This window comes from Nocardiopsis sp. CNT312, from assembly GCF_000515115.1.
Lineage (GTDB): Bacteria > Actinomycetota > Actinomycetes > Streptosporangiales > Streptosporangiaceae > Nocardiopsis.
This window is the reverse complement of sequence record NZ_AZXF01000018.1, coordinates 63,078-78,403: the sequence shown is the minus strand read 5'-3', so window position 1 is coordinate 78,403 and position 15,326 is coordinate 63,078. Positions and strand designations below refer to the sequence as shown.

The following is a 15,326-nucleotide window of genomic DNA, read 5'->3' as shown; positions in this document are numbered from 1 at the left end:
GTGGGGCTTGGGGGTCGACTGGGGGGAGCCGGTGGTGCTATACATGCTTGTGCCGGAAATGATAACGGTTTTCATTATTGTCGATAGCGCCGGAGACGGCCGCAGAGGGGCGGGGTGTTGTGTCGGACCGCGTGGTGGAGGCGGAGCTCACAGCCGTACGTGAGCATGTGGCGCGCGTGCTGGGAACGGACCGCTTCGCCGATACCGACGACCTCTTCGACCACGGTCTGGACTCCCTGGGTCTGATCAGGCTCGTGGGCCACTGGCGTGAGGCGGGCGCGGACGTCACCTTCGAGGAGTTGTCCCGGCAGCCGACGGCGGCCCGCTGGGCCGCTCTGCTGGCCCGGCAGGAGCGCCGGCCGGCCCCAGCCGAGCCCGTACCCGACTCGTCCGCTCCGACCGGGGACGCGTCCTTCCCCATGGCGACCATGCAGCACGCCTACTGGATCGGGCGGGGGGACGAGCAGCCCCTCGGCGGCGTCGCCGCGCACTTCTACACCGAGTTCGACGGCCGCGGTGTCGACCCGGACCGGCTCGCCGGCGCGCTGGAGAGCGTCGTCGACCGCCATCCCATGCTCAGGGCCCGGTTCGACGGCGACGGGCACCAGCGCATCGCCCCCTCCGGCCAGGGGACCGGACTCACCGTCCACGACCTTCGCGGGGCCTCCCGGGAAGACGCCGACCGCGCCCTCTCCCGCATGAGAGACGAGAACACGCACCGGCGTCTGGACGTGGCCTCGGGACACGTCCTGGACGTCGCCCTGTCGCTGCTCCCCGAAGGCCGTACCCGGCTGCACGTGGACCTGGACATGATCGTGGCCGACGCGCTGAGCCTGCGCGTCCTGCTCGACGACCTGCGTACCGCCTACGAGGGCGGCGACCTCCCCACCCAGGACTACGACTTCGCCTCCTACCTCGCCGAACGCCGGTCCAGGGGGGACGGCGAGGTCGACCGGGCGCGTACCTGGTGGCACGAGCGCCTGCGCGACCTGCCCCCGCCGCCCGAGTTGCCGACGGTGATCGACGCCTCCCGGCCCACCCCGGCCGGATCGCCCCTGGCCAGGTCCACCCGTCTGCACCACCACCTCTCCCCGGAGCGCGCCCGGGCCCTGGCCCAGAGGGCCAGGGACGCGGGAGTGACCCCCGCGGCGGCCCTGGCCACCGCGTTCGCCGAGGTGCTCGGAGCGTGGAGCGCCTCCCCGGCCTTCACCCTCAACCTGCCGCTCTTCGACCGGGCGCCCCTGCACCCCGACGTCGACCGGATGATCGGCGACTTCAGCGGATCGGTGCTGCTCGCCGTCGACACCTCGGACACGGTGTCCTTCGCCGACCGCGCCCGCACCGTTCAGGGGGACCTGCACGCGGCCGTGGACCACGGCGCCTACGGAGGGGTGGAGGTGCTGCGCGACCTGGCCCGTCTGAACGGCGGCGCCATGACGCCCTCCCCCGTCGTCTACACGAGCGCGATCGGCCTGGGCCCGCTGTTCTCCGACGGCGTCCAGCGGACCTTCGGAACCCCCGTCCACATCATCTCCCAGGGGCCCCAGGTGTGGCTGGACGCCCAGGTGACCGAACTCGGCGGAGGTCTCCTGCTCAACTGGGACCTGCGGGAGCACGCCTTCGCACCCGGCACCGCGCGGGCGGCCTTCGACGCCTACCGCGGCCTCGTCGAATCCCTCGTCGACGACCCCGACGTGTGGAGCCGTCCCTTCCGTCCGCAGATTCCGGCGGCGCGCGACGGCTCCCGCGACACCGCGGCCGTCGACCTGCCCGTCCCCGCGCCTCGCACGCTCCATTCACGCTTCTTCGAACACGCGCGCGCCACCCCCGGAGCGCCCGCCCTGCTCGGTCCCGACGGGTCCGCGACGGCCTACGGCGACCTCGCCGACCGGGCGCTGCGCATCGCCGGAGCCGTCGCCCACCGCGTCCCCCTCGGGGGAACCGTCGCCCTGTGCCTGCCCAGAGGCGTCGACCAGGTCGCAGCGCTCCTGGGGATCCTGGCGGCGGGATGCTCCTACCTGCCCGTGGGCGCGCACCAGCCCCCGGCCCGGCGCGCGGCGATCCTGGAGCGGGGCGCCCCCGACCTGATGATCTCCGACGACCCGGCCGTGTTGGAGGGGTCACCAGTGCCCCCCCTCGCCCTCGCCCGGGCACTGGAGGGGCCGGCAGCCCCGCAGCGGGAGACCGAGCCGGACGCGCTCGCCTACGTGCTGTTCACCTCGGGCTCGACCGGCGCTCCCAAGGGCGTGGAGGTACCTCACCGGGCCGCGGCCCACACCATCGACGTCCTCAACGGCGTTCTGGGGACGGCACCGCGCGACCGCACCCTGGCCCTGGCCGAGATCGAATTCGACATGTCGGTCTTCGACCTCTTCGCCCCCCTGTCCGTGGGCGCGTCCGTCCTCCTCGCGCCGTCGGAGACCCGGCGCGACGCCGCCGAGTGGACGCGGGCCGCCGCACAGGCGGGGGTGACCCTCCTCAACTGCGTGCCGACCCTGCTCGACATGCTCCTGACCGCCGTCGAATCGGGCCTGGCCCCGCCGCCGCCTCTGCGGGCCGTCCTGCTCGGCGGCGACAGGATCGGCACCGACCTGCCCGGGAGGCTCCGGGCGCTGGCCCCCGGCTCCCGGTTCCTGGCCCTGGGCGGCATGACCGAGGCCGCCGTCCACTCCACCCTCCTGGACGTGGACGAGGCCGACCCCGAGTGGAACCACGTCCCCTGGGGCCGTCCGCTGCCCGGCGTGCACTGCCGGGTCGTGGACCCCCAGGGGCGCGACCGGCCCGACCTGGTCCCCGGCGAGCTGTGGGTGGGCGGAGCCGGCCTGGCCCACGGCTACCGGGGCGCGCCCTCGACCACCGCCGACCGGTTCGTGCACACCGACGGGCGCCGCTGGTACCGGACCGGCGACCGCGCCCGGTACACCCCCGACGGCTCCCTGGAGTTCCTCGGCCGCCTCGACCACCAGGTCAAGGTCAACGGCGTCCGCGTCGAGAGCGGGGAGGTCGAGGCGGCACTGGCCTCGCACGCGGGCGTGGCGTCGGCCGTGGCGGTCGTGCTCCCCGGACCCTCGCCCGTCCTGGCCGCCGCACTCGCCCCGGCGGCCGGAGCCGACACCGAGGGACTCGTCGAAGCGGCCACAGCGCACGCGCGGACCCTGCTGCCGGAGTCCATGGTCCCCGCGGTGCTCGCCACCGTCCCAGGCCTCCCGCTCACCCCCAACGGCAAGCCTGACCGCCGCGCCCTCACCCGCCTGCTGAGTGACCGCGCCGCAGGCGCACCCCAGGCCGACGCCCCGCCTGAGGGCGAGCGCGAGAGCGAGGTCGCCCGGCTCTGGTCGGACCTGCTGGGGGTGCCCGGGGTCGGCCGGTCCTCCTCCTTCTTCGCCCTCGGCGGGGACTCGCTGCTGGCCACCCGGCTGGTGGCCGCCCTGCGCGAGCGCGGCTACGCGCGGGCGAGCGTGGCCGACCTGTTCGTTCACCCCCGCCTGTCCGACTTCGCTGCGGCCCTGCCGGAGAAGGGCCAGGCCGTACGGGCGAGGACCCTCACACACGACGCCGCCTCCCGGTACGAGCCCTTCCCCCCGACCGGCGTCCAACGCGCCTATCTGACAGGGCGCGACCCGGAGTTCACCCTGGGCAACGTGGGCACCTACCACTACACCGAGTTCGACGGTGCCGACGTGGACCTGCGGCGGCTGGAACGGGCACTGGACCGCCTCGTGGCCCGGCACGACATGCTCCGCGCCGTCTTCGACGACAGCGGCGACCAGCGCGTCCTCCCCGACGTCCCGCCGGTGCGCATCCCCGTCACCGAGGCCGACCCGGCCGACCCCGGAGCGGCGCTGGACGCCCTCTTCGCGGACATGTCCCACCAGGTCCTGGACCCCGCGCGCTGGCCCCTGTTCGACGTCCGCGCGGTCCGCTACACCGACGGTGCCGCCGAACGCGTCCGCCTGGGGGTCGGTCTGGACTACCTGGTCCTGGACGCGCTGAGCATCATGACCCTCTACACCGAACTGGACCTGCTGTACCGCGACCCGGACGCCGCTCTGGAACCGGTGGAGATCACCTTCCGCGACTACCTGCTCCAGACACGGCCCGACCCGGAACGGGTCGCACGGGCCGAGGAGTACTGGAGCGAGCGCGTACGGGACCTGCCCCCCGCGCCGGCCCTCCCCCTGGCGGCGGACCCCACGGAGGTCGACGCCCCCCGGTTCGTCCGCCGCTCCGACCACCTGTCGCCGAAGGAGTGGCGGGCCCTGGCAGCGGTGGCCAGTGCCGAGGGCATCACCCCCTCGACCCTGCTCCTGGCCTGCTACGGGGAGATCCTCGGCGCGTGGAGCGGACAGACCCGGCTCAGCGTGACCCTCACCCTGTTCAACCGCGGCGACGTCCACCCCCACATCGGTAGGGTCCTGGGCGACTTCACCTCCCTGTCCCTGACCTCCTACCAACGGGAACCGGGGGAGGATCCCCTGGCCGCCGCCCGCGCGCTCCAGCACCGCTTGGGCGAGGACCTCGACCACCGCGAGGTGTCCGCCGAGGACGTCCTGCGGGAACTGACACGCCGAGACGGCACCGCGCAGGCGGGCATCCCGGTGGTCTTCACCAGCTCACTCGGCGTGGGCGAGGGCGTCTCCCTGGACCTGTCGCCGGAGTTCCCCGCCCGGGTCCGCGGGCTGTCCCAGTCACCGCAGGTCCACCTGGACAACCAGGTCCTCGAACACGAAGGCGGACTCGACGTCGTCTGGGACGCCGTCGAGGAGCTGTTCCGCCCCGGCGCCCTCGACGCCATGTTCAACGCCTACCTCGACCTGCTGCGGGGCCTGGCCCGGGGCGGCGCGCGCCTGTGGGCCGACCTCGCGGCGGGCGTGCTGCCCGCCGCCCAGACACGGGTCCGCGCGTCCGTGAACGACACCGCCGCACCCCGGCCGGAGGGCGCGCTGCACGACGCCTTCTTCGCGGGGGCCGACGGCCGTGCCGACACCCCGGCACTGATCACGGCCGAGGGCGTCCTCACCCACGGGCGGCTCGCGGAGCGCTCCCTGCGTATCGCCGCCGGCCTCGTCGAACACGGTGTCCGCCCCGGGGACACCGTCGCGGTCCACCTGCCCAAGGGCGCCGACCAGATCTGCGCGGTACTGGGGACCCTCGCCGCCGGAGCCGCCTACGTTCCGGTCGGCACGGGACAGCCCTCCCTGAGGCGCCGACGGATCCACGCGGCGGCGGACACCGTCGTGACGATCGGGGCCGACGAGGCCGCGCCCCGCTCCGTCGACGTGTCCGACCTCGTGGAGTACCCGCCCCTGGACGCGCCCGTGCCGACCTCCGCCGAGGCGACCGCCTACATCATCTTCACCTCCGGTTCCACCGGGGAGCCCAAGGGGGTGGAGGTCAGCCACGGGGCGGCCCTGAACACGGTCGACGACATCAACGGGCGCCACAGCGTCGGACCCCGCGACCGGGTCCTGGCCCTGTCCTCGCTCGACTTCGACCTGTCCGTCTACGACGTGTTCGGACTGCTCGGAGCGGGAGGCGCGCTCGTGGTCCCCCAGGAGGAGGAGCGCCGGGACGCCCGCCGCTGGCTCGAACTGTGCGCCGAACACCGGGTGACGGTGTGGAACACCGTGCCCGCGCTCCTGGACATGCTGCTCCTGGCGGCGCAGGACAAGGAACCACCGAGCTCCCTGCGCCTGGCCCTGGTCTCCGGAGACTGGGTCGGCACCGACCTGTCCCGGCGGCTGCGTGCGGCCAACGGGGACCGCACCCGCCTGGTCGCCATGGGCGGAGCGACCGAGGCGGCCATCTGGTCCAACGCCTTCGACGGCGGACACGCCCCTCCCGGATGGCCCTCGGTGCCCTACGGCACCCCGCTGCGCGACCAGAGGTACCGGGTCGTGGACCCGTACGGCAGGGACTGCCCCGACTGGGTCCCGGGCGAGCTCTGGATCGGCGGGGCCGGGGTGGCCCGCGGCTACCGCGGAGACCCCGAGCGGACCGCCGCCCGGTTCGTCACCGTCGGTGGTGAACGGTGGTACCGCACCGGCGACCTGGGCCGCTACCGCCCCGGAGGGCTGCTGGAGTTCCTCGGCCGCACCGACCGCCAGGTCAAGGTCGGCGGCCACCGGCTCGAACTCGGAGAAGTCGAAGCCGCGCTCCACGACCACCCGGCGGTACGCCGGGCGGCGGTGGTGGCGGTGGGCAAGCGTGCGTCCCAGAGGCTGGCGGCCTTCGTGGTCGGTCAAGGCCGCACACCCTCGCTCGGCGAGCTCACCGCACACCTCGCCTCACGCCTTCCCGCCCACGCGGTTCCCGGAACCGTCCACGCGGTGGAGGATCTCCCGCTCACCCCCAACGGCAAGGTCGACACGGCCGCACTGGAGGGCCTGGCCGCGCGGCGGACGCACGACCGGGGCGCACCTCCCGCCGACGGCGTCGAGAAGCGGATCGCCCACGTGTGGGAGGAGGTGCTCGGTGAGTCCGTCACGGACCGCGAGGCCAACTTCTTCTCCCTCGGCGGCAGCAGCCTCCTGGCCATCCGCATGATCACTGTCCTCAGACGGGAGATGTCCGAGGAGATCTCCACCCGGTCCTTCCTGGCCGTACCCACGCTCGCCGCGCTCGCCGACCAGGTCCGCGCCGCCTCACACGAGGACATGAGCACCGGCGTCATCTGACCCAACACCCCAACACCCCAACACCCCAACACCCCAACACCCCAACACCCCGCCACCCCGATACGACCCCGTGCCCGGGACCGCCACCGGGCCCTGCGAGGAGAACACACGTGCAGCCCACCCCCGCCAGTACCGACGACCTCCGCGCCCTGCTCGCCGAGCTGCGGGCCGACGGAGTCCACCTGTGGGCCGACGAGGGCCGCATCCGCTTCCGCGCCCCCTCCGGAGCCCTCACCGACGCCCGGCGCGCGGCCCTGAGCGAGAGCCGCGACGAGATCCTGGCACTGCTGGACGAGCGGGCCCAGCCGGAACTGGTCCCCGACCCCGCCTCCCGCCACGAGCCCTTCCCGCTGACCGACGTCCAGGGCGCCTACCTGGTCGGCCGCGGTTCGGCCTACGACTACGGCGGGGTGGCCTGCCACGCCTACGCCGAGCTGGAGTTCGACGACCTGGAGCCGGAGCGGCTGCGCACGGCCTGGAACGCCCTGGTGGACCGGCACGACATGCTGCGCGCCGTCGTCTCCCCCGAAGGGCACCAGGCCGTCCTGCCCAAGGCGCCGGCAGAGTCCTTCACCGTCACCGACGTCGGCGACGCCGACCCCCGGCCGCGTGTCGAACGGGCCCGCGAACGGATGCGCGACCTGGTCCCCGACCCCTCGTCCTGGCCGCTGGTGCGCCTGCACCTGACCCGCGGTGCCGGCCTGGCCGTCCTGCACCTGTCCGTGGACCTGCTGGTCGCCGACTACACGAGCGTGCGCCTGCTCCTGGAGGAGCTGCGCGCCCTCTACGAGGACCCCGCGTGGGAGGCACCCGCACCGGAGGCGACCTTCCGCGACTACGTCCTGGCCCACCGGGCACTGCGCGACAGCGCCCTCTACCACCGCGACCGCGCCTACTGGATGGAGCGGATCGACGACCTGCCCCCGGCCCCCGAACTCCCCCTGGCCGAGCACGCCGCGGACGCCTCCGCGCACTTCACCCGGCTGTCCGCCCACCTGGAGCCGCAGGAGTGGGCGGCCCTGCGCACCCGCGCCGCCGAGCGGGGCCTGACCCCCTCCGCCGTCGCCCTGGCCGCCTACACCGAAGTCGTCGCCCTGTGGTCCCGACGGACCGACTTCACCCTCAACCTGCCGGTGTCCCACCGCCTCCCGCTGCACCCGGACGTGGGGAACCTGGTCGGCGACTTCACCTCCCTGACCCTCCTGGCCGTGCACGCCGACGACGGGGCGACCTTCACCGAGCGCGCCGCCGCGCGCCAGTCCCGGCTCATCGAGGACATGGACCACGGCCTGTACTCCGGAAGTGAGCTGCTGGCCGAGCTGTCGAGGCGCCGCGACGAGACGGCCGTGATGATGCCCGTCGTCTTCACCGGCGCGCTGGGCACCGACGACGAGTCGCCCGACCCCGGCGCCTGGGTGGCCAAGGAGGTCCACGGGCTCTCCCAGACACCGCAGGTGTGGGTGGACTGCCAGGTCTCCCAGAACGGCGACTCACTGGCGCTGCGGTGGGACGTGCGCGACGGGGTGCTGCCCCCCGGGGTCGCCGACGACGCCTTCCGCGCCTACCACGACCTGCTGCGCCGCCTGTCGGCCTCCGACGCCCCCTGGGACACGGCGGACCCGGTCCCGCTGCCCGCCGCACAGGCGTCGGCGCGCGCCCGCGCCAACGCCACCGAGGGCCCCCTCCCGGACGGACTGCTCCACGAGAACGCCCTGGCCCGTGCCATCGAGACCCCCGACGCACCGGCCGTGCTCCACCGGGGCGAGACGCTCTCCCACGGGGACCTGTGGCGGCGGATCGGCGGTACGGCCGACCTGCTGCGCGGAGCCGGAGCCGGGCCGGGCGACCGCGTGGCCGTCGTCATGGACAAGGGCGTCGAACAGGTGGTGGCCGTCTACGCGGCGCTGCTGGTCGGTGCCGTGTACGTCCCAGTGGACACCACACAGCCCGCCGCGCGCCGCCGCACCATCCTGGACAACGCCGGTGTCCGGCACGTCCTGACCCAGTCCTGGCTGGCCCAGATCGGCGACTGGGACGGGGAGACGGCCGTCATCGAGGTCGACACCGCGCCCGAGGCCGAAGTCCCCGCAGCCCTCCCCGAACGCCCGGTCTCCCCGGACGACCCGGCCTACGTCATCTACACCTCGGGCTCCACCGGCACCCCCAAGGGCGTCGTCATCGCCCACCGCGCCGCCCTCAACACGATCGAGGACGTCGACCGCCGCTTCTCCGTGGGCCCCGGCGACCGTGTCCTGGGCCTGGCGGCCCTGGGCTTCGACCTGTCCGTCTACGACCTCTTCGGCCCCCTGGGCCGGGGCGGCGCGATCGTGCTGCCCGAGGCCGAGCGCCGCGGCGACCCCTCGCACTGGGCCTCCCTGGCCCGCGAGCACGGCGTGACCCTGTGGAACTCGGTCCCCGCCCAGATGGGGATGCTCACCGACTACCTGGCCACCGCCCCCGACCAGGCGCCCACGACCCTGCGCACGGCCCTGCTCTCCGGAGACTGGATCCCCCTCACCCTGCCCGAGCGAGTCCGCGCCCACCTGCCCGGCACCGACCTCTACAGCTTCGGAGGGGCCACCGAGGGCTCCATCTGGTCCATCCACCACCCCATCACCGAGGTCGACCCTGCCTGGCCGAGCATCCCCTACGGCCGCCCCCTCACCAACCAGACCTTCCACGTACTCGACGAGCGGATGCGCGACCGCCCCGACTGGGTCGCCGGAGAGCTCTACATCGGCGGCGCGGGCGTGGCGACGGGCTACCTGGGAGATGAGGCCCGCACCGCGGAGCGCTTCGTGACCAGGCCCGGAACGGCGGAGCGGCTGTACCGCACCGGCGACCTGGGACGCTACCGGCCCGGAGGGGACATCGAGTTCCTCGGCCGCGAGGACGACCAGGTCAAGATCCGGGGCCACCGGGTGGAACTCGCCGAGATCGAGGCCGCGGTCCTGTCCCACCCGGCCGTGGCCGCCACCGCGGTCCTGGCCGTGGGCGACCGGCAGGACCGGCGCCTGGCCGGGTTCGTGGAGACGGCCAGGCAGACCACGGACGGTGGTACCACCGCCGGGGAACCCGCCGCCGACGCTGCCCGGACGGCACAGACCGAGGCCGTGTCCGGACTGGACCGCGACACCCTCGACGCCTTCCTGGAGCGGATGCGCGCCACGGCCCTGGAGGCGATCTCCCTCACCCTCACCGAGGCGGGCCTGTTCGGCGGGGCCTCCCACACCGAGGCCGAGGTCGTCGAGGGGCTGGGCGCGGACCGCAAGCACCACCGCCTGGTCCGCCGCTGGCTGGTGGCACTGACCGACGCCGGACGCCTCACCCGCGACGGCGACGTGCTCACCGGCCTGACGCCGGTCACCCGAGCCGAGCACGCCCGCGGCTGGGAGGAACTGGACGCCCTGGAGTCCCGGGTCGATTACGGCACCGAGGTCCTGGAGTACATGCGGACCTGCTCCGAGAGCCTCCCCGAACTCCTGCGCGGTGAACTGGACGTGCGCACCCTCCTGTTCCCCGGCGCCGAACTCGACACGGCCGGGGCCGCCTACCGCGACAACCTCGCCATCCGCCACCTCAACGCCGCAGCCGCGGCGGCGCTGGCACGCATCGCCGGCGACCGCGTCGGCGACACGCCGCTGCGGGTCCTGGAGGTCGGCGCGGGCGTGGGCGGCACCACCGAGGGTGCCGTCCACGCCCTGGCCGGACACCACGTCGACTACCGCTTCACCGACCTGTCCCCCTTCTTCCTCACCGAGGCCAGGGAGCGGTTCGCCGACTTCCCCTGGGTCTCCTTCGGCCTCTACGACCTCGACCGCGACCCCCGGGAACAGGGACAGGCACCCAACTCCTTCGACGTGATCGTGGCGGCCAACGTCCTGCACAACGCCGTCGACGCCGACACCGCCCTGGCCAGGATGCGGGAGTTGCTCGTCCCCGGCGGGCACCTGCTCTTCATCGAGACCACCCTTGAACGCGACCCGGCCCTGCTCGTGTCCATGGAGTTCATGGAGGGCCTCGACGGCGGCCACCGCGACGCCCGCACCGAGACCGACCAGACCTTCCTCACCCGCGACCAGTGGGAGGCCGCCCTGGAGCGGGCCGGGGCGACGGCCCCGCTCGTGCTCCCCGAGCCCGGCGACGCCCTGTCACGCACCGGACAGAGTCTCTACCTGGCCCGCGTGAAGACCGACCGCGTCCCGATCGGCACCGACGCCCTGTCCCGGCACACTGCGGCACGCCTTCCCGAGTACATGGTGCCCGCCCAGTGGCGGATCCTGGACGCCCTCCCCCTGACCGGCAACGGCAAGATCGACCGGGCCGCGCTGGTCCGCGACCTGCCCGCCGAGGAGGGCGCGCCCACGGTGACCTCCCTGTCCGCCGAGCCCGCCGACGACCTGGAACGCGCCCTGGCCGGACTGTGGGCCGAACTCCTGGAGCGCCCCGGAGTGGGGCGCGAGGACGACTTCTTCGACATGGGCGGGGACTCCCTCCTGGTCGCCCGCATGGTCGGACGGCTCGGCGAGGTCCTGCCCGGCACGGGCGAGGACATCGAGTGGGAGGTCGTGCTGCGCCACATGCTGCGCACCCCGACCGTCGCCGGACTGGCCTCCTACATGCGCGACCTGTCCGGACAGGTGGACGCCGCACCCCAGGGAGCACCGGACCCGTACGTGCCCCTCAACGGCCCGGGCGGGGCAACGGTGACCGCACTGGTCCACGCGGGTACCGGCACCCTGATCCCCTACCGCGCCCTCATCACCGAGATCCGCCGACGGGCCGGTGGGCGGGGCACCCTGGTTGGTCTGGAACTGCCCGACGTGGCCGCGTTCCTGGACGCAGACCCGGCCGTGGTCATCAAGCGCTGGGCCGCCGACTACGCCAACGCCCTCCTGGAGCGCGGCGGCGACCGCTTCCACGTGGTGGGCTACTGCCTGGGCGGGCTCATCGCCACCGAGGTCGCCCGTACCCTCACCGAAGCCGGGGCACAGGTCGCCTCGCTCACCGCCATCAGCACGCACCGGCCGCCGTTCCGCCTGGACGACGAGCTCATCTCCGAGTACGCCTTCGCGGTGATGATGGGCATCGACCCGGTCTCCGTCGGGTTCCCAGCGGACGAGAACAGGGTGTCGGCCGCCTCCGACCTGCTGCTGGAGGCCACCCCCGGGCTGCTGCCCGACGGCGCCATCGGCCGGTTGGAGGGCGAGTACGCCGACGTCGCCGCCTGTTTCCGCGCCCTGGCGGAGGTCCCGCGCGAGGTCCGGGTGGCGCGTATGTGCGCCGCCGTACCGCCCTCCGCCGGCACCTACGAGCCCGAGGCCCTGGACGAGATGTTCCGCATCTTCCGCCAGAGCGTGTTCTCCATCTCCCGATACGAGCCCGAGCCCTACGCCGGTGACGTCACGTTCCTGCGGCACGGCGGCGCCTACCCCTTCCCCGGGAACAAGGAGAGCGTCACCGACTACTGGGAGCGGCTGGTCCTCGGAGACCTGCGGGTCGTGGACGTTCCGGGCGACCACTTCGGCATGTTGGCGGTGCCCTACGCCCCCGGCATCCTCAAGCACCTGGACCAGATCACCGGTGGGGACGTGATCCTGTGACCGGTGCAGACGCCCTGGTCGGGGTCGTGGGGGCCTCGGGCGCGGTCGGTGCGCCCGCCGTTCGCTTCCTGCGCACCCTCGGCCACGCACGCCTGCGGCTCGGCGGACGCCGCCCCGAGCCGCTCCGCGCCCTGGCCCGCGAGTCGGGCGCACGGGAGGAGACCGTGCGGGTGGACGTCCACGACGACTCCTCCCTGGCCGACTTCTGCCGCGGGTGCGACCTGGTGCTCAACTGCGCGGGCCCCTCCTACGCGCTCGTGGACCGGGTCGCCCTCGCGGCACTGGCCGCCGGAGCCGACTACGTGGACGTGACCGGTGACGAACCCGTACGCGCCGCACTGACCGGCCACCCCCTGACCCAGGGGCGCACCGCCGTGGTGTCGGCGGGGCTGCTGCCAGGCCTGTCCGCGCTGCTGCCCCGCCGGTCCGCGGCCCGGCACGGGCTGGCCCGGCTGCGCGCCCACACCGGCGGTCTGGAACGGTGCACCGAGGCCGCCGCCGGAGACCTGCTGCTGTCCCTGCCCGGTGCGGCCGACCAGGACGCCGTGTTCGGCACGCCGCTGGCCGCCTGGCGCGGGGGCCGGGTCGTCCCCCGGGCGCTGCGCGCCGCCGACGCCGTGCGCGCACCGCACTTCCCCGCCCCCGGGTTCGTCCAGCCCTTCCTCACCGAGGAGGTGCGCAGGCTCGCGGCCGACCTGGCGCTGGGCGAGGCGGAGTGGTTCAACGTCCACCTCGGGGAGCGGTCGCGCACGCTGCTGTCCTCGCTCGCCGGACGCCCCGTGGCCGACCTCGCCGGGGCCGCCGCGGCACTGCGCCGTGCCGCCGACCTCGACCTGGCCGGACGCGAACCCTTCTACCTCCTCGTCCTGGAGACGGTCGACACGCGGGGCCGGGAGCGCACCCTGGTGCTGCGCACCACCGACGGCTACCGCACCACCGGCCACGTCGGTGCCTGGACCGTGCACGAGGTCCTGGAGGGCCGGATCCCCCACGGGGTGCACCACGCGGCCGACGTGCTGGACCCGGAACGGTCCGTCACCGCCCTGTTCGCCGACCCCGGCACCGGAACGCTCAGGGAATACGAGGGCGCCTTCGCCGGGTCCGCACACGAGGAGGGGGCCCTGTGAACGCCGAGCCCCTGCGCACCGTCGTCTGCGGCACCGCCTTCGGACGCTTCCACATGGCCGCACTGCGCCTGCTGCCGGAGGACTTCACCCCGGTCGGGGTCCTGGCCCGCGGCGGGGACTTCTCCCGCACCTACGCCCGTGAACAGGGCCTGCCCCTCTACACCTCCGTCGAACAGCTTCCCGCGGAGGTGGACGCCGCCTGCGTCGTCGTCGGATCGGCGGTCTCGGGCGGGCCGGGGGGCGAGATCGCCCGGGACCTGCTCCTGCGCGGCGTCCACGTCCTCCAGGAGCACCCGGTACACCACGATGAACTGTCCGGCCTGCTGCGGACGGCCCGGGCGGAGAGCGCCGTCTACCACCTCAACCCGTTCTACCGGCACGTCGGATCGGTGGCACGGTTCCTGGAGGCGGCACGGGAGATGCGCCAGAGGGGAAGGATCCTGTCCGTCGACGCCACCTCGGCGCTCCAGGTGCTGTACCCGCTGCTGGACATCCTGGGCAGGGCTCTGGGCGGCCTGCGCCCCTGGGCGCTCACTGACCCCCTGCCGCCGGACCCGGAGGCGGCTGGCCTGGCGGTGATGCCCCAGCCCTACCGGGTGCTCCAGGCGACCGTGGCGGGCGTCCCCGTCACGCTGCGGGTCCAGAACCAGATCGACCCCTCCGACGGGGACAACCACGCCCTGCTGTGGCACCGGCTGTCCCTGGCGGGGGAGGGCGGCGTCCTGGACCTGGCCGACACCCACGGTCCCGTGCTGTGGCACCCGCGGATGCACGCGCCCCGGGACGCCCACCACCGCCTGCGCTCGACCGGCCCCGGCACCGGGCACCTCGACGAACCGGCCGTCACCGTGCTGGAGGGCACCCTGCCCCCCTCGCAGCGGGACGTCCTCACCCGGGTGTGGCCCCAGACCCTGGTCCGGGCACTGCGCGATTTCGCCCATGACGTGCGCACGGACGCCGATCCGCTGCCGCGCGGCCAGTTCGACCTCTCCGTGTGCCGACTGTGGCACGAGGCCACCGGCCGCCTCGGCCGACCCGAGATCATCAGGCCCGCCGTCCCCACCCCCTGGCGGGCCGCCGACCTGTCCCCGACCCCGACGACGGGAGCACCGTGACCGCCGCACCCACCTCCTGGCTCCGCCGGCCCCGCCCCCGGCCCGGCGCCGGAATCCGCCTGGTCTGCCTGCCCCACGCCGGAGGCGGCGCGAGTTCCTACCGCGCCTGGGCCCCACTGCTGCCCGACGGCGTGGACCTGGTGTGCGTCCAGTACCCGGGGCGGGAGGACCGCTTCGGTGCCCCCATGGTCGACGACATGTCCGCGGCCGTCTCCGCCGTCGCAGGGGAACTCGCCCCCCTGCTGGACCGCCCCTACGCGCTGTTCGGCCACAGCATGGGATCGGCGGTGGCCTACGAGCTGGCCCGCGCACTGCGCGACGGCGGCGCCCCCGAACCCGAACGCCTCTTCGCCTCGGGCCGCAGGGCCCCGGCCGACGCCCCTCCGGGCAGGGTCCACGAGTGCGACGACGAGGCACTCGTGGCCGAACTCCTGCGCCTGGGCGGGACCGAGGCGGAGGTCCTGGCCGACCCCGGACTGCGTGAGGCCGTCCTGGGCTACATCCGCAACGACTACCGGCTCATCGAGCGCTACCGCCCCTTCCCGGGCCCGCCCCTGGACTGCCCGGTGAGCGTGTTCCTGGGCGATGCCGACCCCGAGATCGACACCTCCAACGCCGAACGGTGGTCGGCCACCACGACCGCGCGCGTCGACGTGCAGGTGTTCCCGGGCGACCACTTCTACCTCGCACCGCGAAGACGGGAGGTCCTGGCCGCGCTGCTGCGCCGCCTGGACCCGTCGCTGGTCACCGCGGCCTCACCGTGGCCCAGCACCCCCTGAACGGCCTTCCCTTCCGCCAACCCTG

5 protein-coding genes are annotated in these 15,326 nt (G+C 74.1%); all 5 read left to right on the top strand.

Annotation, left to right across the window (positions count from 1 at the left end):
- Positions 1 to 119 precede the first annotated feature (119 nt).
- The 5 genes from B042_RS0108965 (at position 120) to B042_RS0108945 (ending at position 15,301) form a co-directional block, all read left to right on the top strand.
- Positions 120 to 6,677 carry a non-ribosomal peptide synthetase gene (locus B042_RS0108965; RefSeq protein WP_028648006.1) on the top strand — a complete coding sequence of 2,186 codons (6,558 nt, stop codon included), beginning with the start codon at positions 120 to 122 and terminating at the stop codon, positions 6,675 to 6,677.
- Between the two features lie 110 nt (positions 6,678 to 6,787).
- Complete coding sequence (locus B042_RS26935) at positions 6,788 to 12,280, top strand: non-ribosomal peptide synthetase (RefSeq protein ID WP_028648005.1); 5,493 nt, start codon at positions 6,788 to 6,790, stop codon at positions 12,278 to 12,280.
- Entirely contained in the window at positions 12,277 to 13,407 is a 1,131-nt protein-coding gene (locus B042_RS0108955; RefSeq protein WP_028648004.1) for a saccharopine dehydrogenase NADP-binding domain-containing protein, read from the top strand. The genes B042_RS26935 and B042_RS0108955 overlap by 4 nt, the downstream gene beginning before the upstream one ends.
- The gene (locus B042_RS22505) at positions 13,404 to 14,522 is read left to right on the top strand and encodes a Gfo/Idh/MocA family oxidoreductase (protein ID WP_036554369.1); all 1,119 of its coding nucleotides are present in this window, start codon (positions 13,404 to 13,406) and stop codon (positions 14,520 to 14,522) included. Before B042_RS0108955 ends, B042_RS22505 begins: the two co-directional genes overlap by 4 nt.
- Positions 14,519 to 15,301 carry a thioesterase II family protein gene (locus B042_RS0108945; protein WP_028648003.1) on the top strand — a complete coding sequence of 261 codons (783 nt, stop codon included), beginning with the start codon at positions 14,519 to 14,521 and terminating at the stop codon, positions 15,299 to 15,301. Before B042_RS22505 ends, B042_RS0108945 begins: the two co-directional genes overlap by 4 nt.
- The last annotated feature ends 25 nt before the right edge of the window (positions 15,302 to 15,326 follow it).